Genomic DNA, 18,521 nt, shown 5'->3' on the forward strand with positions numbered 1-18,521 from the left:
TACTCTATTTATAAAACCGAACTGCCGATGCTGCCGACTCCCCAACGAACTTATGCGTTTAAGAGCCAATGGCATCCATTAATTAACTACACTCGAAAAGGAAAAGGCACCCGCTGGGTTTGCATCCCAACAGGACTCACGCTCACAATAGCTTGCCTGCTCCACGCACTCTTTTGCCAAGAACGATATCTGACAGTGTCCATGACAGTCGCCTTGCTGCTTGGAAGCGTCATTCTACAACACGCAGTAGGCTTCGATCGCGCTCTAGGCGGAAACCAAAGCGAAGCAACCCTAGAGAGGCTACTGGTCTCCTACGCCGTCATCCCCTGCATCGGCTTGATCGCCGTATTCCTCATTCTGCTACGCTACCCACTCACTCGAAAAAGAACCTTAGAAATTCGTCGAGCCCTCGAATGCCGACGCGAAGCAGTTTAGAAACGGCACAAAAAAAGACCTGCCCTTTTCAGAGCAGGTCTCCAAATTCTAATTACGCTGAAGCGATTAGAAGCCGTCTTGGTAACCACCGCCACGGCGATCACGACGATCTCCTCCGCCACGGTAGCCGCCGCCACCGCCGCGTGGGCGATCGCTACGGTAACCACCACCGCCACCGCGTGGACGGTCTCCTCCGCGGAATCCACCGCCGCCGCCACGAGGGCCGCCACGTGGGCTGCGAGGAGCTCTTGGAGTTGCTTCACGTACAGTCAATTGACGGCCATCCAACTCTTGTCCGTTCAAACCTTCAACTGCTGCCTTGCCTTCTTCGGCGTTATCCATCGTCACAAAGCCAAAGCCGCGAGATCGACCGGTTTCACGGTCCATGATGATCTTTAGCTGTGACACCACGCCGAATTGCTCGAACGCGTCTTGCAGGTCCCCTTCTGAAAGACCGAAGGAGATGTTTCCTACGTATATTTCCATTTATCTGATATTTGAAGCGTCGTATTGAGAAATAGGCAGATTCAAACAGCGACGCAACAACCGGAAAATACCTCGAGCCATCAAACGATGACTTAACTAAAAGAGTAAGACACGGTTCAGAGAATATACAAATAGGCGAGGCCAAAAGCTTCTTTTTCAATTATGAGGACCTACGCTTTTTCACGTCTGTAACAACTGCTACGCAAGGGTTTAGCCCAAGTGGAAGCCATCGAAGATTCAGCGAAACGATATTCCTACGGCAAAAAGCCTCCCGAAATGAGCCTAACGGTTCAGAGATGGGCCGCAAAGAAGCCTTGAATCCCTAGGCTCCATTCATCACTCAATGGCCTAATGCTACTACCCATCATCGCTCTCATTATTGGCCTGATCGTGCTCATCTGGAGCGCGGACCGTTTCATCGACGGAGCCTCGGGCGTAGCTGGGCATTTCGGTATGCCCCCCCTGCTGATCGGGATCCTCATCGTCGGCTTCGGCACCTCAGCCCCGGAGCTCATCGTCTCAGCCATCGCCGCCTCGCAGGACAATCCGGGACTCGCTCTGGGCAACGCCTTCGGCTCAAACATCGCCAACATCGCCCTCATCCTCGGAGTCACCTCGATCATCATCCCCATCACCGTAAAATCGAGCGTACTTCGCAAAGAACTCCCAGTACTCGCCGCCGCGACCGCCCTAGTCGCCTACCTCGTTTGGGACTTGGATATTTCAGCCCTAGACGGGGTAATCATGCTGATCGTCTTTCTCGCCGTCATGGCCTGGTCCACCCGGGAAGGCATGAAATCTGGCTCCGACACGCTTGCGGAAGAATTCACTCAAGAGTTCGAGGAGAAGAAAATCTCGCTCGGGGCCTCGTTCGCTTGGCTGCTCATCGGTCTCCTCCTCCTCCTCGCCAGCTCGCGAGCCATGGTTTGGGGCGCAGTCGAAATCGCCACCGCTCTAGGCGTGAGCGATCTCGTGATCGGCCTCACCATCGTGGCAGTGGGAACCTCCCTTCCTGAACTCGCATCCTCCATTACCGCTGCGAGAAAGGGCGAACACGATATCGTGCTCGGCAACATCATTGGCTCGAACATGTTCAACACGCTCGCCGTCGTGGGAATCGCCGCGGTTATCCACCCTTTCCAGACCGTATCCGACATTTTGACACGCGACCTCCCAGTAGTGGGCGGACTCACCCTCGCACTCTTCCTCGTGTGCTACCGTAAAGGAGGACAGGGCCGCGTCAATCGCGTCGAGGCCGCGTTTCTGATCCTAGCCTTTGCCGCCTACAACTGCTGGGTCTTCCTTTCCCAAAGCTAGACCACTAACGGCATCGCAATGCCAAAAACAGCGAACACCAAGCTCACCAAGAACGCGTAAAAGCTCAGGCGAATCCACCGAAACTTAGGCCTGAGCACGTCGTTGCTCAAGTGGTAGATGTCCGATACCATCAGCTCCGTAATGGTATTTCGGCTCTCCAAGGCGGAGCTCATCATCTCCTTGTAGCTTTCCTCATCGTACTTCCAGATCCCGGAGAAGTGCAGCAAGTTCGCCTTCCCCTCCCGATCTTCCTGATAGCGCTTCGGCATCAGGCTCACGATCGCAAACACGATGCTCAGGCTTGCCGCGAATATGAAGAGCAAGATCCCCAAGCGTATATCCGGCTTGTCGTATCCAGAAAGTGAGAGCGGGATCAGAAAGGCGTTGATAGTGATAATCACCTGCGCCCGCCGATCCGCGAGGGAGATGTACTGGACATGCTTGGACTGGGCGCTGCTGAGAACCGAGCCGCGTAAAAGCGCTGGCCAGTTCTTCGCCTCCGCAGTTTTTTCTCCAGGAAGAGTCTGCAAACTCATCGCTTACGGACGGCGAACCGGAGGCTCGTTAAGGTGCTTGATCGAGTTATCCTCGTTCACCATGACAAGCTTCGGCTTGAAGGAATCGATATCCTTGTCGTCCACATCCTGGAAGCTGGCAATGATCACTTTGTCTCCACGATGAACCAGTCGAGCGGCCGCACCGTTGAGGCAGATTTCTCCAGGCTTACCCCAAATAACATAAGTCGTGAGGCGATTGCCGTTGTCGATGTCGTAGACGTCCACCACCTCGAATTCGACAAGGTCAGCTGCCCTGCATAGTTCAGGGTCGATGCTAATCGAGCCCTCGTAATTTAGGTCCGCATCCGTAACTGTCGCACGGTGGATCTTGGATTTAAGCATGTGTCGCTTCATAACAAAATTCTTTCCTAGGCTTCGTTAGCCGTCGTTTCTTCAACAGGATTCCAGTCAAGCACCGCGTTCACCCCACGCAGCACGAGGTCAGGCACAATCTCATCAAACAAGCCTGCATCTTTGTACAATTGCGAAAAGCCGCCGGTCGCGATCACTCGAGTCGGCTCATCGCCAAAGGCTTCTTCCCTGATACGGTCCACCAAGTTGCGGATCATCCCAAGGTACCCGAAATACAATCCACTCTGGATCGCCTCCGTCGTCGAACGCCCCAGAGCGCGCTTGGGAGCATTGATCTCCACAAATGGTAGCTTCGCAGTTTTCGACCCCAGAGCTCCCATCGCTAGGCCTAGTCCAGCACAGATAGAACCTCCCAAGTATTCGCGTTTGGCAGTCACCGCATCCAAAGTGATCGCTGTTCCAAAGTCGACAACCACGACGTTGCACTCTGGATACATCTCCGTCACGGAGATCGCATTCGCGATTCTATCCGCTCCCACCTCCAGCGGGTTACGGGTCTTGATCTTCAAGCGCGTCTTAACGCCCGCTTCTAGAAAGAGGGGCTCCAGCTCGAAATAGATACGGCACGCATTGCGAATCGAATACACCTCGTCCGGCACAACACAGCTGATCCCGATTCGCTCGACGCGGTCCGGATCCACTCCATGTTCACGTAAAACAGACACCAGAAAGAGGCCTAACTCGTCACGGGAGGAGCGGGAGCTTTCCTTGCGAAACTGTGTCACCAGCCGGTCACCTTCATAGACGGCCCCGTGCATTTGGGAATTTCCTACATCTATACAGAGATTCATATCAACTAACTCCGCTCTACGTTATCGATCAGACGTACGCCCTCGAGCACGACTGCCCCAAGACGGCGATCCCCACGATCAGCCACATACTCCGCTTCGAAACCTTCCGAATTCAACGCAGCTACAGCCGATTCTTCACTCTCCGCCGTATTCAATATCTGGTTAAACCTTGCAGCCTTCTCTAAACCTTCAGTCGACAAACGTCGATTTCGGGAACTCATGGCCAATCCGCTCTCCTCGCGAATCGTCGGACACGGAACTATCTCCACCGGGAGAAAGAACGCATCGACCATTCCCTTAACCAGTGCTAGCTGTTGCCAGTCCTTTTCGCCGAAATAAGCCCGCGTCGCGTTTGCAGCCATCAGCAGCTTCAAAACAACAGTGAGAACACCATCAAAGTGGCCCGGACGATGTTCCCCTTCCAGTTCCGTTGAAAGTTCTGACTCGCTGACCTTATAGCGATAGTCATCCGGATACATCTCTTCGTAACTAGGAGCGAAAACAGCGTCTACGCCCAGCTCATCGAGCATTCGTAGGTCCTCTTCAAATACGGCCGGGTACTTCTCGAAGTCCTCAAGCTTGTTGAACTGAGTGCGATTCAGGTAAACGCTGACCGCCACCTTGTCATTCTCTTCCAAAGCGCGACGCACGAGAGCGAGATGCCCTTCGTGCAATCCACCCATGGTCGGAACGAAGCCGAGTGTCACCGTGCCCACATTTTCCTTACGCCACGCCTGAAACGACGCCACGCTCTGCAATACCTGTGTCATCCGGCTAGCGGCTAAGCTTAGCCAAGCGCGATGTGTATTCGCCTTCCGCCGGGAAAGCGACGGACTCAACATCCGCGCAGTAGCGATCGACCGCCGAAGCAATGCGTTCACTAAGATTCTCGTACTTACGGGCAAATCGCGGTTGGAAAGTCGCATCCATGCCCAACAGATCGTTGATCACAAGCACCTGCCCTGAAACATCCGGACCACAGCCAATCCCGATCGTTGGGATGTTGATCGACTCGGTCACCTGCGCCGCAACATCGCCAGGGATACATTCAAGCACGACCGAGAAGCAGCCCGCTTGCTCCAGCATCTGAGCATCTTCAATCAGAGCTCGAGCCGCCGCAGAACTTTTACCCTGCATCTTGAAACCGCCAAATTCATTAACCGACTGAGGCGTCAACCCAAGGTGCCCCATCACCGGTACACCGCTATCGACGATGTGCTCGATAAGCTGGATGTTCCCTTTGCGACGCTCGAGTTTGACCGCATTCGCCCCCGCCTTCATCAGCACGTCAACCGACTCGATCGCATGATCGATGCCTTTTCGATTCGAAAGGAAGGGAAGGTCGGCCACGATCACCTTGTCCGGCGCGCCACGACGCACAGCGGCCGTGTGAGCGGCAATCATTTCCACAGTCGCGTGAACCGTGCTATCGAATCCGTGCACAACCATCGCGCAGGAATCGCCAATCAGTATCGAGTCAACGCTGGTCGCGTTGACGATTTTTGCGGTCGCAGCATCATAGCAGGTCACCATGGTGATCGGCTTGCCGTCCGCCTTCCACTTCTGGAAGTCAGGTATTGTTTTCATGTGTCGGGTGCCTGTCGCTGAGGATCAGGATCCTATGTTGAATGTTTGTACTGATTTCTTGGTGCCTCCGGTCGCTGGAGCATCGCTCTCATCGCTAGAGGCCACTGTTACAAAAGAATCGAAGCGGATTTTTCAATGCAAAAGCAGCTCCTCATCCCCGAGTTGACAGAGATTAACGCTTCTCTCGGGTTTCCGATTGAAATGCGTCAAAGCCCCGTTGAAGCTCCACCGCATCGATCCCAAATGGCTAATCTAATCGTACACGGCGGCAAACCTCTCTCCGGAACTATCACCCCATCGGGCAATAAAAACGCGGTCCTGCCGATCTTGTGCGCGACGCTTTTGACAGACGAACCCGTCTCGCTGAGCAACGTCCCAGCCATCACCGATATCGAGAAACTGGTCACCTTCTTCCGCGAGCTCGGCTCCCGCATCGACTGGGATCGCGAAGCCAAGACCATGCGTCTCGACCATTCCGACCTCGGCTCCGACTTCGATCCGCAAACCCTGCCACAAGGAATGCGATCGGCCGTGCTGCTTTTCGCCCCGCTGCTCCAACGCTTCAAGGAAGTCCACCTCGACTCCAACCCCAAGGGTTGCGCCTTGGGAATCCGCGAACTTGATCCACATCTCGAGATCCTCTCCCACCTCGGGACCAAAGTCGCCCACAACGGAGAGTTGAAACTCAAAATCGAGGAAAAATTCCAAGGAGCCTCCCACTGGGCTGACTACATGTCAGTCACCACCACCGAAACCTTCCTCATGGCGGCCGCTACCGCAGACGGAGTTTCCACCCTGACCAACGCGGCCAGCGAACCTCACGTGCAAGATCTTTGCCGCTTCCTGCAAAGCATGGGAGCAAAAATCGAAGGCGTCGGAACCAGCGTTTTAACCGTCACCGGAGTCGATTCCCTCGCCGGAGCAGAAGCGACCATTTCCTCCGACCACCACGAAGTGGCCACCTTTCTGGCCCTCGGAGCGATCACCGGCGGCGACGTGTGGATAACCGATTCCGGTCCCGAGCACTTCGCCCTCATCAACCGCAGTTTCGCAAAGCTCGGCGTCGAGATCAGCTACGACGGGGAAACCGCCATTTGCGGCCCGAAGCAAAGCCTCAAGATCCAGCAACCGTTCACTTCCAATCTACTGCCCAAAATCGAGGCCGCCCCCTGGCCATACTTCCCCGTTGACCTGCTTCCGCCAATGGTCGCCCTCGCAACCCAAGCCGAGGGCGTCATGCACTTCTGGAACAAGGTCTACGAAGGCGGTTTCGCTTGGCTGCCAGAGCTGGTGAAATTCGGCGCTCACGCCGTCGTAAGCGACCCCCACCGCATCGTCGTTTTCGGGCAGCGCCCCATGCGCCCTGCCGTGGTCGAGGCTCCCTACATCATCCGCGCCGCCGTCGCTCTCTACATGACCGCAGCCAGCATCGAGGGACGCAGTATCGTCAAGAACGCCGACCCGATTCGCCGCGCCCATCCGCATTTCGCCGAAAACCTCCGCAAGCTCGGCGCGGAGATCGAATGGGACGAGTAAACCAACCCCGTAGCGCGGAGCTTTAGCCCGCGTCAAAAACCGAACAAACTCCCCCCCATTTCCGCGGGTTAAAGCACCGCGTTTCGTGGGCTAGGGCTAGCCAACGCCATCTCCGCGAAATTCCGCAAGATCGGCAAAATCCGGTCGCACTCGCAGGCATCTATTTTCCGCCGATACTCCTCGGGAACCGAATCGACAAAGCCCTTTCGCTCGAAGGCCTCCCACAAAAAACGCAAGTCGTCGCCATTCATCTCCGGGTGGAACTGAACTCCGGTCAGCAAGCCGCCATAGGAGAACGCCTGAACAGGCGTATGGTCCGTCGATGCCAACAAATCGCAACCCGGAGGCAAAGTCATCACCGCATCGTTGTGCGTTTCCACCGACCAAATACAGCCGCCTTGGATTCCTTTAAACAGCGGATGCCGCTTCCCTTTTTCCGTTATCCGAATCGCAGGAGCGCCAAGCTCGATACCGTCGGGATGCCGGGAAACATGCCCCCCAAGCGCCCGCCCCAGAAGCTGCGAACCATAGCATATCGCCAACAAGGGGATCCGACCATTTTTGCAAATGGCGATCAGATCCAGAAGATGGTCATTGAATACCGTGTCTTGCCAGGCCGACTCCTCGGAGCCTCCCAAAATCACCGCGTCCGCGCCCAAGGCGATGCGACAGAGCTCCGGATCCTTCGCCGTCGTGTAGTGACAAACGAGGCCCTCCATTTCGCCAAGGCTCGCCTCAAAGCAGGAACGGGATGACCAAACAGGCGCCCCGCCTTCGGATTCGAGGGCGAGATCAAGTGGATCTACGATAAGAAGCTTAGCCATCTAAATTTGAGTTTATAGAGGTAACGAGGCGTCGACGCCTGTGGTTTCCCAGTACGCACAATATCAAGAAAAAGGCGACCTAGCCTAACACTAAGATCGCCCTTTCACACTATTTTAAATTACCTAGGGAGCTTTGAGACTATTCCACTAAGGCGAAGAGACGGTCGGAATCTTCCCACATTGTCACGTCGTTCGCAGCGAGATGTACCTCCCGATCCGACGCCTTCAGCTCCTTGAGCGGTCCATTCAGCGAGGCCACGTACAAAGTACAAATCACGCCTGTGGCCCGGTTGCGAACGCGCATGTGAGCCCCTTGCTGCCCCTCGAGGAAACAGTACCGCGCACCGATCACTTCGTAGGCAGAAAGCAAGCCTTGCTTCACATTCGGAGTAACCGAAAAGCCAAGGTCCTTCAGGCCATTTTGAACGCCGTCAAAAGTGCTTGTCTCGACATCGAACGGACGAGCCCCGTTGTGCCGCATCACGATTTCACCCGCTACCTTCTGGGCAAATTGGGAAACGTCGTAGTTCTTCCCTAGCTGGAAAGAAATCAACATCACGAAAGCCGCCGCCGCCGCTACAGGCACCCATGGGCGCCACCACGCTCGGTCATGCACCTCTTTCGCTTTCTTACCCTTGGCGAGTATTGATTGGACTGCCTCGACTGAAAGGCTCTGCGACATAAAACAGTCGCGGATCTTCTGGTCCATTTGTTCGTCAGTTGTGCTCATCGCAAAAAACTTAGAAGCCTCTACTTCTTTTTCTTGTCACGAAACTCCCCGCCGAATGCCTTCGCCAGCTTCTGGCGAGCGCGGTGGATGTGACTGAGAATGGTGCCACGTGGGGCACCCGTCTGTTCTGATATTTCTGTCGCTGTGAAGCCTTCTACCACGTTGAGGTAGATAGCCTCCCTCTCTTCCGGTCGGAGCTTTTCCAAAACGATCTCCATATCCATGGAGACGCCGTTCGACTCGCCCTTACCGGGTTCCGGTGATTTTTCGAGGGGCTCAAACTGCACGATCTTGTCGCGGCGCTTGATGTCGTAGAAGAGGTTGCGGATCGTCCGGAAAAGAACCGGAGTGCCCTCGACGCGACCATAGGCTCGCATCAGCTTGAGCCACGCCTGCTGCACCAAATCCTCCGCATCTTGATGATGGCGGGCAATTGAGAGCGCATAACGATAGCCTGCCTGCACGAGCTCGGTCTCCGTGAGAGATTTGCGAGCGGTGTTGGAGTTACTCATCGTGTCATTAGCTAGATCGGAAATACTGACTGTTTGAGCGCCCATAATCAATTAGGAAAGACTTGGTTGGTGGCGAGAAACATAGGAAGAAGAGCGAGGCGAACCGCCATCACTACTCAGGGAACGCCCCTACTCTTCAGCTGATTGCCGAAATTTGCAGCTCTACCCAGAACCAGAACGGAAACCCTAGCTCGCAAGGTAGCGCTTGATGTAATTCTCAAGCTGATCGAACTGGATCGGCTTCGACATGTAGCCATCCATCCCGACACGAGCGCACTCGACCCGCATCCTCTCCGAAGCATGGGCCGTCATCGCCACGATCGGCACACGCCCAGACGCCTCGTCCAGCTCCTTCTCACGAATCACACGCGTCGCCTCCAGCCCATCCATAAGCGGCATGCGCACGTCCATCAGAACCAAATCAAAATCGTTTTCCTTTACCTTCTCGGTAGCGTCCAAACCATTTTTCGCCCAATCGAAACCGACCCCCAGCTTGCGCAGCTTCGCCTCGATCAAACGCATATTCTCCAAGTCATCTTCAACCAACAGCACTCGACTCGGACTCACCCCCTCTTTCAAAACCTTCAAATCGCGGATGGTCATCTCCGGCCCCCGAGAAAGCTCCACCTCCACAAATGTCACAGGTATCCGCGCGGTAAATACAGAACCCACACCGACCTCACTCTCCACCGCAACCTCACCGTTCAGACACTCCGCTATCCGCTTGCATATCGAGAGCCCTAATCCCACACCCTCATGCTTTCGCTGCAGAGACATGTCCAACTGCGTAAAAGGCTCAAACACCAGCTCTCGCATCTGCTCGTCGATCCCAATACCCGTATCTTCAACTCGGATACAGACGACACCACCTTGAGAATTGGCCTCGAAACGGGCATCCAACCAGACCGAACCACCCGGCTTGTTGTACTTGATCGCGTTCGAGAGAAAATTGATCGCGATCTGCCTGATCTTCCCCGCGTCAGAAAAGAGCTTTTTACCGACAGGGATCTGCGACAGCTCAAGCGAGCGCAACGTCACCTCGATATCATTCGAAACTCCACTCCGCTCCGTCATCTCCAAAGCGCTGCGACAAATATCCTCCAACTCAAACGGCTCTGGCGCCGCTTCCAGACGCCCGCCTTGAGCACGAGTGAAATCCAAGATATCCGTTATCAGGTTTAACAGATGCTCGCTCGAGCGACGGATCGACCGGAGCATGTTCAGCTGCTCTTCATCCTGATCGGAATACATCAGCAGATCCACAAACCCAATGATCGGGTTGAGCGGCGTGCGCAGCTCGTGACTCATCACCGACAAGAACTCATCCTTGGATCGATTCGCCTCTTCCGCCGCACGCTTCGAAGCCCGCAACTCCTCCTCCGCTCGTTTGCGATCCGAAATATCCTGAAACAGGGCAAGATAAAGCACCTCCTGCTCGCCTACCACCTTCGCCAAACGGCGAACCGATACGATCGCGAAAAAGCGACTCTTCCCCTCTCCCCGCAACCAAAGCTCATCTCGATAGCCGGGAGGACAGCCCTCCTTCACTAAATCAAAAGGCGACGCCTCCGAGTCTCGCTCGGACTCGTCCACCCATTTGTCGAAACGACTATTGAGGAGCACGTCCTGATCCACTTGCAACATCTCGCCCAGCTGCCGGTTCGCCTCCACAAAACCACCGTCGCTATCCAAGATAGCCATCCCCGCGATCCCCAACTCGAAGTACTCGCGAAACCTCTCCTCGTTCGACTGGATGATCGCGCCTCGCTCCTCGATCTGGCTCATCATCTCGTTGAACGCGTCCACCAAGAGCCCCGTTTCGTCATCGAAAACCTTTTCCTGCCGATGCGAGAAATCACGCTCCTTGGAAATATGCTTCGCAGTCTCAGCCAGCTCCAGAATCGGGTCCGTAATGAGACGGCTCATACGCGACACCACCCACCTGAGCAAAGCCCCGCCAAGCAGAAGAGCCGCTACAATCAAAGCCGACTTCAATACAAATGCCTTGTAGATCGGCTTCAGATCTCCCACCAAAAACACGAACGCGTCAGGCGGAGTCGATCTCGACTCGTCGGACAACCAAACCGGCTCGCACGCTTCCACTCTGCTCTCGAAATACGAAAGCCTGACATAAGACCCAGGCGAGAACTCTCGGTTCACTCCCTCCGGCGCGACTCCATTCGAGGCAAACACCTCTCCATCAGACCAAGCGATCTCACTGTAAAGAATTCCCTCGTTCAGCGAAAACGCCTCCAAAACGTCCGCCCCATCCTTCTCATCCTCAAACAACAACGCCACCCTCACGTCCAACGCGATGACCTTCCCGAGCGAATCGTACTCGCCACGGATCGCCTTTCGGGCGAAAGCCCAGTCGAACAACGCCAGCAGCACGATCGTGAAACCCACCAAGCCGATTCCCGAAAAAGTCAGGATCAAACGAATCTTCCGATCCAACGAACGATTCCCAATGCGTCGCTCCAACTTAGAGAGCCAATCTGGAAAGCCCTTATCCATCATCTAATCAACTCCGTCGCCCTCCTTAAAAGCTGAGACCTGATACTCAAGCCAACCAGCTTCGCCTGCTTCAAATTAATACCGAGCTCAGCCTTCTTCCCCTCCGAGGTCCTGAACCTAACAATGCCCCCCGCTTCCAATAGCTCGTCGTGCTCGCCAACCACCAGCACCGCCTTGTCAGAGAAATAGTCGAGAATCTCCATCGGCAAAACGTCCGACTTGTCCGAGGCAATATAAATGAGATCAAAAACGACCTCCTCCTCCATCGCTTCCGACAAGTCATACAGCATGTAGCGCTCCGGCTGCTTATCGCACAGCCCTTCGAAGGTCTTAAACACCCGGCGGTTCCTATTCCGATCGTACACGCCGATGTACACCACCTTGCCAGACTCGTTTAGGCTCTGCCCGTCCCGGTCCACAAAGGGAAGGATGTTTACCGCCAACGCCGGAAACAACTCCGCCTTGTCGCCCTTCTTGACCTTCGCCGCCCCCAATTGCCACGAACACAAGAAAACGAGGCAGAGCAGCACGATCCAAACTGGCTTTAAGCTAGTGATCGTAACGGCTTGCATAGGGTCTTTGCTTGATAACGAAGAGACAGGATTAACAGAGCGTAGAAACGCTGGAGGATTCACCAACGACCCTAGGTAGGGTCCCGACAATTTCAACCTCGATCCCCATTCTTGTAAAAACGCCCTCTCCTTATTTACAACATATTAGCAAGGGATAACCGTGCTCAAACCCGACTCCGCGAACCTCAAGACGAAGCTCTAGGCGAATTCCCTAGAAAAATCGCGAGATCGCTATCCCAGCCTTCCATCCTGCCGATACAGTTACGAACCACGACCATGGAACCCACCTCTGACTCCAATTTCGAAGAAACCGTGAAGAGCATCGGCGAGCTCCACGGAAACATGGCCGTGCTCTCCAAGCTCGACGCCCTACTCAAGGACCTCAACACCGACATCTCCGAGCCCGAGCGCCTTATCCAATCAGACGGCGCCATCTCCGGGACCATCGTCCAACTCAGCAACAGCCCCCTCTACGGCTTTAACGATAAGAGCGACAACATCGCCACCGCCCTCCAAAAGGTCGGCTACAACCAAGCCCTCAAACTCGTCGGCATGGCCCTCTCCAAGCAGGTCTTCATGCGCGACCTGGAGTCCTACGGAGTCACCGCCGACTCCTACTGGCGCTACAGCTACTTCACCGCCGTCTTCCTCGAACGCCAAGCCAAAGCCCTCGGCATCGACAGCGACGAAGCCTACCTCTTCGGACTCCTCCACAGCATCGGCCGCGTCGTCATCAACGAAATCCTCCACGCCCGCGAAGTCGAAGTCTTCTGGGACCGCTTCATACCAGAAAAAGAATGGGAGCTCATGATGATCGGCTTCACCAACCAAAAGGCCGGCTCCATCCTCCTCCGCACCTGGGATTTCCCCGCAGAACTCTGCAAACGCGTCGAACAACAGAACCACAACCCCAGCACGTCAAAAGACCTGCAGATTCTCCTGCTCGACTACGCCCGTACCCTCGCCCTCCACCTGATCGATCCCCCACGCCTTAAGGCGCTTTGCCGTCCCGGAGCCCACCCAGCCCAAGCAAAACTCAGGCTAACCGAAGCCGAACTGACCAAAGAAGTGACCGAAATCGAAGCCCACGTCGATGAAGTCTACACAAGCTTGAAGGACTGCTAATCATGAGCGAAGCCCCACCACGAAAAGGCGTATTCAACATATTCATACTGGATGACTCCGCATCCACTCGAAACATCGCCAAGTACAGCCTAGAGCAACACCTGCCCTGCGCCGTAGAACAATTCTCAAACCTAGCCAGCCTGCTCGCAAAAGTCCCCGAGCTCACCCCAGACCTCATCCTGCTCGAGGACAACCGGGATGACGACGTCGGAGTCGCCGCCTGCGAAAAGCTCAAAGCCGCCCCCATCACCAAAAACGTCCCCGTCTTCTTCCTCTCCGCCAAAAAAGACCCGACCAAACGCGTCTCCGCTCTCAAAGCCGGCGGGATCGACTTCCTCCTCAAACCCTTCTACCCCGAGGAACTTGTCACCAGAGTACGGATACACATTCAAATGCATCGACTTCGGCTCGAAAACGTCGCCCAGATCGCCGAGCAAAAAGCCCTCCTGCGAGTCCTCTGCCACGATCTGGTAAATCCCATCTTCGCCGCCCACAGCCTTCTCGACCTCAAGCTCTCGCTCGGCAAGCCCATCGACGACATGATCGGCAACAAGGTGGCAGGCTGCTGCAAAAGCGCCTTGGACATCATCACCCACGTGCGCGAGGAGAACAGCCTGGTCAAAACCAACAAGCAGTTCAAAAGCGAAACCGTCGTGCTCGCCGAAGCCCTGCAAGAAGCGCGCGCCACCCTCTCGGAACGACTCGAAAAGAAAAAGCTCCAGCTCGACATCAACATAGACGAAGGCCTCCAGCTTCAGATCAAGCGCGTCGTGCTCGTGCACAACATCCTCAACAACCTCCTCACCAACGCCATCAAGTTCTCCCACCCCGGCAGCTCCATCGAGGTCGAGGCCAAAGCCATCACCGACTCAGGTCACAAATTCTGCGTCATCCAAGTACGCGACCACGGCATCGGCATGCCGCCCGAAATTCTCAAAAACATCTTCAGAGACGCCGCCAAAACCTCCCGCAAAGGCACCGACAACGAAGCCGGCACCGGATTCGGCATGCCCCTCGTCAAACGCTACGTCGAAAAAAGCGGCGGCGCCATCAGCGTCACCTCGACCGAAGCCGGCGAAGACGTAGACCCCGCCACCCAAGGCACCACCATCAAACTCACCTTCCCCCTGTAGGGTCGCACCACAGAGCCCAAGCCTCCCAATAATCCTCCCTCAAGCGTCATCAGACGCTTCCCATCATGTTTGCCCATTGGGCAAACATTCCAACCCACCGTTCGCGGGCAACAAAGAATCTACTCGCCCAACCGCAAGCTACGCAGCTTCTCCGCTCGCCAGATATTCTGCAGCGCCGCATAGTCCTCGTCCTTCGACTTCGTCACAATCACGTAGTCGAAATCCGGCCAAAGCTCCACTTCCTTGATCGCAGTCTGCACCCGACGCTCGATCTCCGCCTCGTCGTCCTTGCCACGACCCCGCAAACGCTCGCGCACAACCTCAAGATCAGGCGGAAGAATGAAGATCGTAACCAAACGCTTGCTCAACATCTCGTCCTCCGCAGCCGCAGCCTTGATATTGGCTACCCCCTGCACATCGACATTCATCACGATGTCGATCTTCTGGTCGAGCTTCTCCTGTATCACGCGCTTCAATACGCCATAGCGATTGGTATGAACCTTGGCCCACTCCAAAAACGCCCCCGTATCGATCGCCCGATCAAACTGCTCGTCGCTCAGAAAATGATAGTCCACCCCATCCTTCTCGCCTTCGCGCGGCTGACGCGTGGTGCAGGTCACCACCCGCTCCACGTTCGACTCGGTATCAACCATGCGTTCGCACAAGGTCGTCTTGCCACTGCCTGCCGGCCCCGCCAACACCACGAGGAGAGAAACATCTTCTTTCGGTGAGATCATCTGAATCTAGAAGCTAAAAGCTACGCCCGCCAGCACCGCGCCATAAACAGCAGTCACCATCGAGAACACCTTCGCTCTCGACTCCACCCCAAACAACCATCCAAAAAAGTCGCGCAGACGAAAAGGAGCGTAAGCAAGGTAGAGGGCCAAAGCGATTCCCAGATACACCGGCGCCACCATCAGCAAGCGAAGCGGCTCCTCGTAACGCATCCATGCGCTATCAACCAGCATGTCCGCAAAAAATAGATACAAGATGCAACTCGCCCGCACCGACAAGAAATCCGACGCGTACTTGAAACTCAACGCCCCCAAAACGCCAAAGCCGATCAAGATGTACTGCTTGTAGTCGCCGTAATCCATCGAGCTCAAATTCCAAACCTTCCAGCCCGTCCAAGCCATCGCCAGAATCATCAGCACCTTGCCCGCCTGACCCGATCGAGGAAATCCGCGCAGGATCGCCGAAACCGATGTATACTTCAGCAGCAAGCTACCACCGGCAGCGAGCAAGATAAGCCCGAAAAAGAGAGTCGATTGAGTAAGGCTGAGTTCCACGAATGTGCAGGGTTAACAAGTTGCCCGAGAGCAAACCTTTAGGCGTCGACCCCGGCAAGCACCAAGTCGCCGTAAACCGTACTCGCAGTCGCACGATCCACCTTCAGATCGACCAACTGACCGATCAAACGCTCGCTACCATCGAAGATCGCATTGCGGAAGCCACGCGTCTTGCCGGTGAACTTGTCGCCTCGCTTAGCCGGCCCTTCGACGAGCACCTGCTGCGTCGTGCCGACCAATCCCTCGTTCCGCTTCAGCGAACTCTTGCTGAGAATGTCGAGCAACACCTGGTTGCGACGCTCCTTCTCCGCAGTCGGAATCTGGTCAGGCATCACCTCCGCCGGCGTGCCCGTACGGATGCTGTACTTGAAGATGTACGCCATATCGTAGCCGATCTCCTCGAAGAAAGCGGCCGACTCGTCAAAGTCCGCCTCCGTCTCACCCGGGAAGCCCACGATGATGTCGGTCGAAAAATACATGTGCGGCACCACCGCTCGCAACGACTCCACGATCTCGCGATAACGCTCCTTCGTGTACGGACGATTCATCGCCCGCAGGGTCTTGTTGCACCCCGCCTGCAGCGGCAAATGCACGTACTCGCAAAGCTTCGGCAAGTCACGGTAAGCTTCCACCAAGTCCTGCTTGAACCCACGCGGGTGCGGAGACGTGAAACGGATCCGCTCGATCCCCTTCACATCGTTAATCTTCTCGAGCAACTGCACAAACGGGCTCTTGCCCCCCACAACCGGAAACTCGCGACGCCCATAGCTCGTCACGATCTGCCCCAGCAAAGTCACTTCCTTCACGCCGCTTTCCGCGATCCGCGTCACCTCGTCCACGATTTCCTCGATCGGACGAGCCCGTTCCCGACCGCGCGTCTTCGGCACGATGCAAAAGGCGCAGTTCATATTGCAGCCTTGCATGATCGAGACAAACGCGCTCACCTGGTCCTTCTTTCCGATGTGGTCCCGAATCGTATTCTGCGAGCCAGCTTCCTCCTCCAGATCCACGATAGACTCCGGACGTGGTCCCTGCCCGTTCATGGTCTGGATCAAGTTGTCCAAGTGATCCGGCACCCGGTGAAACTTCTGCGTTCCCACCACCAGATCGAGATCCGGCAGACGATCGACCAGCGTAGAGCCATGGTTTTGAGCCATGCAACCCATCACCCCGAGCACGAAGTTCGGATTCTCCACCTTGCGCTTCTTCAGGTAACCCGCCTTGCCGATCGCCTTCTGCTCCGCCTGGTCGCGCACGCTGCACGTATTGAGCAACACGACATCCGCATCATGTTCATTATCAACGATGCTGTACCCGCGATTACGAAGGTCCGAGGCGACTTGCTCGCTGTCCCGCTCGTTCATCTGGCAGCCGTAGGTCTTGATGTATACGCGATTCATGGTGAAAAAGAACCCAAACGCCATAGAGTCCCCGCTCCCGAGGTCAACTCAAAGCTAGGGCTCGCCCAACACGGCAGGCCTCCCCCTCTATTCCGCAAGCAGCCGCCCTCGCCCCAGCAGCCAGCCGCTCAGCTTACCCATCAACCGCTTCCGGCTGGAACGGCTGCTTCGTCGGCGGCTTCCCCTGATTCGCGTTGATCTGCTGCTGCACGAAAAACGCTATCGCGCTCGCTAGCAACACGCTACCCAAGACCGCGGCTACCACCCATTTCCCGTTTTTCTTGTTCGCCATAAGCCCACGCATTCAGGGCGCACCCTAGCGATTTTCAATCGCGAACTTCCTCCGCCAGCCGCCTTTTCGCCTCTTTCGCCGCATCCGCATCATCGCCCTTCGCCACTTCCCGCCAAATTTTCACAGCCTTTTCTCGATCGCCCAAACCCAAAACCGCCTCCGCACGCACATAGGCCGCCCACTCCTGCGAGCCCTCCCCTTCCGGAAACTCATCCAGAAAAACCTCCACACGATCCGCCGTCTCCACAGCCAACTCCAAAGCCTGCGAAGCCAGCGAACTCCAAAGCAAAGTCGTCAACGCCTCCCCCTCTATCGCCGGAAACGCCGCCAGACGCTCATCCCCCAAAACCTCCAGGGCCCGCTCGCGAGCCTCCACCTGCTTTCCCAGACCACGGTCCAACTCCGCCAGCCTCGCCTGAAACTTCAAATTCCCCGGAAAGCGCTCCACCAGCTTCGCCAACTCGTCACGCGCCGCCCGCTTGTCACCCTCCAACTCGATCCAAATCTCCGCCAAATAATACCCCGCGTCCGTCCGGCAAAACAGCCCCCCGTCACGCGCCTCCCTCATGTAGCGAAGCCCCAGCTCCCAATCCCCCTTGAAACGCATCAGAAACGCCAGCGGCTTCAAGTAGGCCGGCGGACGCGACAAGTAGCAGTTCTGCATCCCCAGCGGCAACTTCGCGTCGTGGTAATCCGGATACTCCGCCGCCAAACGCCGCATCGTCTTCAAACTCGACCGCGTCTTCCAAAACGCCGCCCACCAGCGGTGATGGTCCACGTAGTAGATCACCTGCATCAGCTCCACCATCCCCACAGCGAACTGCGCGTCCGCATCCCCCTCGTTCTCCGCCAAATAAGCCTTCGCCACCTCCAACGCCACCTCCGCCTTCTCCTCGAAACGGACCTTCATCGTCTCGTCCCACTTCAAGTAGTTCTGCACCCAATACAGGTAGCCCGCCTCCATCAAACTCGGAACCGGCGACCCAGGAAACTCCGCCGCCAACTCCGCAATCTCACCCTCCACCTCCAGGTCTAGATTGTACCCCCTC

General features: G+C 56.0%; 21 protein-coding genes. 5 read left to right on the forward strand and 16 right to left on the reverse strand.

Annotation, left to right across the window (positions count from 1 at the left end; all coding sequences use genetic code 11):
* Positions 1-27 precede the first annotated feature (27 nt).
* On the forward strand, positions 28-435 hold the full coding sequence (locus tag JIN87_RS10375) for a hypothetical protein (protein WP_200355491.1): 408 nt from the start codon (positions 28-30) through the stop codon (positions 433-435).
* 66 nt (positions 436-501) lie between these two features.
* Here the strand turns inward: JIN87_RS10375 and JIN87_RS10380 are convergent, their stop codons facing one another.
* Positions 502-921: an RNA-binding regulator gene (locus JIN87_RS10380; protein ID WP_200355492.1), complete on the reverse strand. Its 420-nt coding sequence runs from the start codon at positions 919-921 to the stop codon at positions 502-504.
* A gap of 351 nt (positions 922-1,272) precedes the next feature.
* On the opposite strand from JIN87_RS10380, the gene JIN87_RS10385 reads away from it, so the two are divergent.
* The gene (locus tag JIN87_RS10385) at positions 1,273-2,238 is read left to right on the forward strand and encodes a calcium/sodium antiporter (RefSeq protein ID WP_200355493.1); all 966 of its coding nucleotides are present in this window, start codon (positions 1,273-1,275) and stop codon (positions 2,236-2,238) included.
* Here the strand turns inward: JIN87_RS10385 and JIN87_RS10390 are convergent.
* From JIN87_RS10390 to panB, 5 genes are read right to left on the reverse strand one after another with little or no spacing between them, the layout of a single operon-like run.
* Complete coding sequence (locus tag JIN87_RS10390; protein WP_200355494.1) at positions 2,235-2,774, reverse strand: Pycsar system effector family protein; 540 nt, start codon at positions 2,772-2,774, stop codon at positions 2,235-2,237. The two genes, JIN87_RS10385 and JIN87_RS10390, sit on opposite strands and share 4 nt — an antisense overlap.
* 3 nt (positions 2,775-2,777) lie before the next feature.
* A complete protein-coding gene (panD, locus tag JIN87_RS10395) occupies positions 2,778-3,149 on the reverse strand; it encodes an aspartate 1-decarboxylase (protein ID WP_200355495.1) in 372 nt (123 codons plus the stop codon).
* A gap of 14 nt (positions 3,150-3,163) precedes the next feature.
* Positions 3,164-3,958, reverse strand: coding sequence for a type III pantothenate kinase (locus JIN87_RS10400; RefSeq protein WP_200355496.1), 795 nt, complete (start codon positions 3,956-3,958; stop codon positions 3,164-3,166).
* Positions 3,959-3,963: 5 nt separating this feature from the next.
* Positions 3,964-4,728 carry a pantoate--beta-alanine ligase gene (gene panC, locus JIN87_RS10405; protein ID WP_200355497.1) on the reverse strand — a complete coding sequence of 255 codons (765 nt, stop codon included), beginning with the start codon at positions 4,726-4,728 and terminating at the stop codon, positions 3,964-3,966.
* Positions 4,729-4,732: 4 nt separating this feature from the next.
* Positions 4,733-5,545 carry a 3-methyl-2-oxobutanoate hydroxymethyltransferase gene (gene panB / locus JIN87_RS10410; RefSeq protein ID WP_200355498.1) on the reverse strand — a complete coding sequence of 271 codons (813 nt, stop codon included), beginning with the start codon at positions 5,543-5,545 and terminating at the stop codon, positions 4,733-4,735.
* Between the two features lie 243 nt (positions 5,546-5,788).
* Between panB and JIN87_RS10415 the strand changes: the two genes are divergently transcribed.
* Positions 5,789-7,081: a UDP-N-acetylglucosamine 1-carboxyvinyltransferase gene (locus tag JIN87_RS10415; RefSeq protein ID WP_200355499.1), complete on the forward strand. Its 1,293-nt coding sequence runs from the start codon at positions 5,789-5,791 to the stop codon at positions 7,079-7,081.
* 68 nt (positions 7,082-7,149) lie between these two features.
* Here the strand turns inward: JIN87_RS10415 and JIN87_RS10420 are convergent, their stop codons facing one another.
* From JIN87_RS10420 to JIN87_RS10440, 5 genes are all read right to left on the reverse strand, one after another.
* Positions 7,150-7,905: a type 1 glutamine amidotransferase gene (locus JIN87_RS10420; RefSeq protein WP_200355500.1), complete on the reverse strand. Its 756-nt coding sequence runs from the start codon at positions 7,903-7,905 to the stop codon at positions 7,150-7,152.
* A gap of 139 nt (positions 7,906-8,044) precedes the next feature.
* Positions 8,045-8,635 carry a hypothetical protein gene (locus JIN87_RS10425; protein ID WP_200355501.1) on the reverse strand — a complete coding sequence of 197 codons (591 nt, stop codon included), beginning with the start codon at positions 8,633-8,635 and terminating at the stop codon, positions 8,045-8,047.
* 20 nt (positions 8,636-8,655) lie between these two features.
* A complete protein-coding gene (locus JIN87_RS10430; protein WP_200355502.1) occupies positions 8,656-9,147 on the reverse strand; it encodes an RNA polymerase sigma factor in 492 nt (163 codons plus the stop codon).
* 186 nt (positions 9,148-9,333) lie between these two features.
* Entirely contained in the window at positions 9,334-11,664 is a 2,331-nt protein-coding gene (locus JIN87_RS10435) for an ATP-binding protein (RefSeq protein ID WP_200355503.1), read from the reverse strand.
* Positions 11,661-12,233 carry a YfiR family protein gene (locus JIN87_RS10440; RefSeq protein ID WP_200355504.1) on the reverse strand — a complete coding sequence of 191 codons (573 nt, stop codon included), beginning with the start codon at positions 12,231-12,233 and terminating at the stop codon, positions 11,661-11,663. The genes JIN87_RS10435 and JIN87_RS10440 overlap by 4 nt, the downstream gene beginning before the upstream one ends.
* A gap of 276 nt (positions 12,234-12,509) precedes the next feature.
* On the opposite strand from JIN87_RS10440, the gene JIN87_RS10445 reads away from it, so the two are divergent.
* Both JIN87_RS10445 and JIN87_RS10450 read left to right on the forward strand, forming a co-directional pair.
* Positions 12,510-13,358: an HDOD domain-containing protein gene (locus JIN87_RS10445; protein ID WP_200355505.1), complete on the forward strand. Its 849-nt coding sequence runs from the start codon at positions 12,510-12,512 to the stop codon at positions 13,356-13,358.
* A 2-nt stretch (positions 13,359-13,360) separates the two neighbouring features.
* Positions 13,361-14,491, forward strand: coding sequence for a hybrid sensor histidine kinase/response regulator (locus tag JIN87_RS10450; protein WP_200355506.1), 1,131 nt, complete (start codon positions 13,361-13,363; stop codon positions 14,489-14,491).
* Between the two features lie 119 nt (positions 14,492-14,610).
* Here JIN87_RS10450 and gmk read toward each other — a convergent pair whose 3' ends face one another.
* The 5 genes from gmk to JIN87_RS10475 all read right to left on the reverse strand — a co-directional run.
* On the reverse strand, positions 14,611-15,228 hold the full coding sequence (gene gmk / locus JIN87_RS10455; RefSeq protein ID WP_200355507.1) for a guanylate kinase: 618 nt from the start codon (positions 15,226-15,228) through the stop codon (positions 14,611-14,613).
* A gap of 6 nt (positions 15,229-15,234) precedes the next feature.
* Entirely contained in the window at positions 15,235-15,780 is a 546-nt protein-coding gene (locus JIN87_RS10460) for a hypothetical protein (protein ID WP_200355508.1), read from the reverse strand.
* 38 nt (positions 15,781-15,818) lie between these two features.
* Complete coding sequence (gene miaB, locus JIN87_RS10465; RefSeq protein ID WP_200355509.1) at positions 15,819-17,180, reverse strand: tRNA (N6-isopentenyl adenosine(37)-C2)-methylthiotransferase MiaB; 1,362 nt, start codon at positions 17,178-17,180, stop codon at positions 15,819-15,821.
* A 133-nt stretch (positions 17,181-17,313) separates the two neighbouring features.
* Positions 17,314-17,472, reverse strand: coding sequence for a hypothetical protein (locus tag JIN87_RS10470; protein WP_200355510.1), 159 nt, complete (start codon positions 17,470-17,472; stop codon positions 17,314-17,316).
* A gap of 34 nt (positions 17,473-17,506) precedes the next feature.
* Positions 17,507-18,521 (reverse strand): tetratricopeptide repeat protein (locus tag JIN87_RS10475; RefSeq protein WP_200355511.1); only part of this gene is annotated, 1,015 nt, incomplete at its 5' end.

It is taken from the genome of Pelagicoccus mobilis (genome assembly GCF_016595505.1).
Lineage (GTDB): Bacteria > Verrucomicrobiota > Verrucomicrobiia > Opitutales > Opitutaceae > Pelagicoccus > Pelagicoccus mobilis.

What these genes read in the sequence shown, in the direction of transcription:
- miaB (WP_200355509.1), bottom strand. Translation starts at nt 17,180, where the DNA reads ATGAATCGCGTATACATCAAGACCTACGGCTGCCAGATGAACGAGCGG.
- JIN87_RS10435 (WP_200355503.1), bottom strand. Translation starts at nt 11,664, where the DNA reads ATGATGGATAAGGGCTTTCCAGATTGGCTCTCTAAGTTGGAGCGACGC.
- gmk (WP_200355507.1), bottom strand. Translation starts at nt 15,228, where the DNA reads ATGATCTCACCGAAAGAAGATGTTTCTCTCCTCGTGGTGTTGGCGGGG.
- JIN87_RS10385 (WP_200355493.1), top strand. Translation starts at nt 1,273, where the DNA reads ATGCTACTACCCATCATCGCTCTCATTATTGGCCTGATCGTGCTCATC.
- panC (WP_200355497.1), bottom strand. Translation starts at nt 4,728, where the DNA reads ATGACACAGGTATTGCAGAGCGTGGCGTCGTTTCAGGCGTGGCGTAAG.
- JIN87_RS10425 (WP_200355501.1), bottom strand. Translation starts at nt 8,635, where the DNA reads ATGAGCACAACTGACGAACAAATGGACCAGAAGATCCGCGACTGTTTT.
- JIN87_RS10445 (WP_200355505.1), top strand. Translation starts at nt 12,510, where the DNA reads ATGGAACCCACCTCTGACTCCAATTTCGAAGAAACCGTGAAGAGCATC.
- JIN87_RS10430 (WP_200355502.1), bottom strand. Translation starts at nt 9,147, where the DNA reads ATGAGTAACTCCAACACCGCTCGCAAATCTCTCACGGAGACCGAGCTC.
- panB (WP_200355498.1), bottom strand. Translation starts at nt 5,545, where the DNA reads ATGAAAACAATACCTGACTTCCAGAAGTGGAAGGCGGACGGCAAGCCG.
- JIN87_RS10440 (WP_200355504.1), bottom strand. Translation starts at nt 12,233, where the DNA reads ATGCAAGCCGTTACGATCACTAGCTTAAAGCCAGTTTGGATCGTGCTG.
- JIN87_RS10390 (WP_200355494.1), bottom strand. Translation starts at nt 2,774, where the DNA reads ATGAGTTTGCAGACTCTTCCTGGAGAAAAAACTGCGGAGGCGAAGAAC.
- panD (WP_200355495.1), bottom strand. Translation starts at nt 3,149, where the DNA reads ATGAAGCGACACATGCTTAAATCCAAGATCCACCGTGCGACAGTTACG.
- JIN87_RS10470 (WP_200355510.1), bottom strand. Translation starts at nt 17,472, where the DNA reads ATGGCGAACAAGAAAAACGGGAAATGGGTGGTAGCCGCGGTCTTGGGT.
- JIN87_RS10415 (WP_200355499.1), top strand. Translation starts at nt 5,789, where the DNA reads ATGGCTAATCTAATCGTACACGGCGGCAAACCTCTCTCCGGAACTATC.
- JIN87_RS10380 (WP_200355492.1), bottom strand. Translation starts at nt 921, where the DNA reads ATGGAAATATACGTAGGAAACATCTCCTTCGGTCTTTCAGAAGGGGAC.
- JIN87_RS10420 (WP_200355500.1), bottom strand. Translation starts at nt 7,905, where the DNA reads ATGGCTAAGCTTCTTATCGTAGATCCACTTGATCTCGCCCTCGAATCC.
- JIN87_RS10400 (WP_200355496.1), bottom strand. Translation starts at nt 3,958, where the DNA reads ATGAATCTCTGTATAGATGTAGGAAATTCCCAAATGCACGGGGCCGTC.
- JIN87_RS10375 (WP_200355491.1), top strand. Translation starts at nt 28, where the DNA reads ATGCTGCCGACTCCCCAACGAACTTATGCGTTTAAGAGCCAATGGCAT.
- JIN87_RS10450 (WP_200355506.1), top strand. Translation starts at nt 13,361, where the DNA reads ATGAGCGAAGCCCCACCACGAAAAGGCGTATTCAACATATTCATACTG.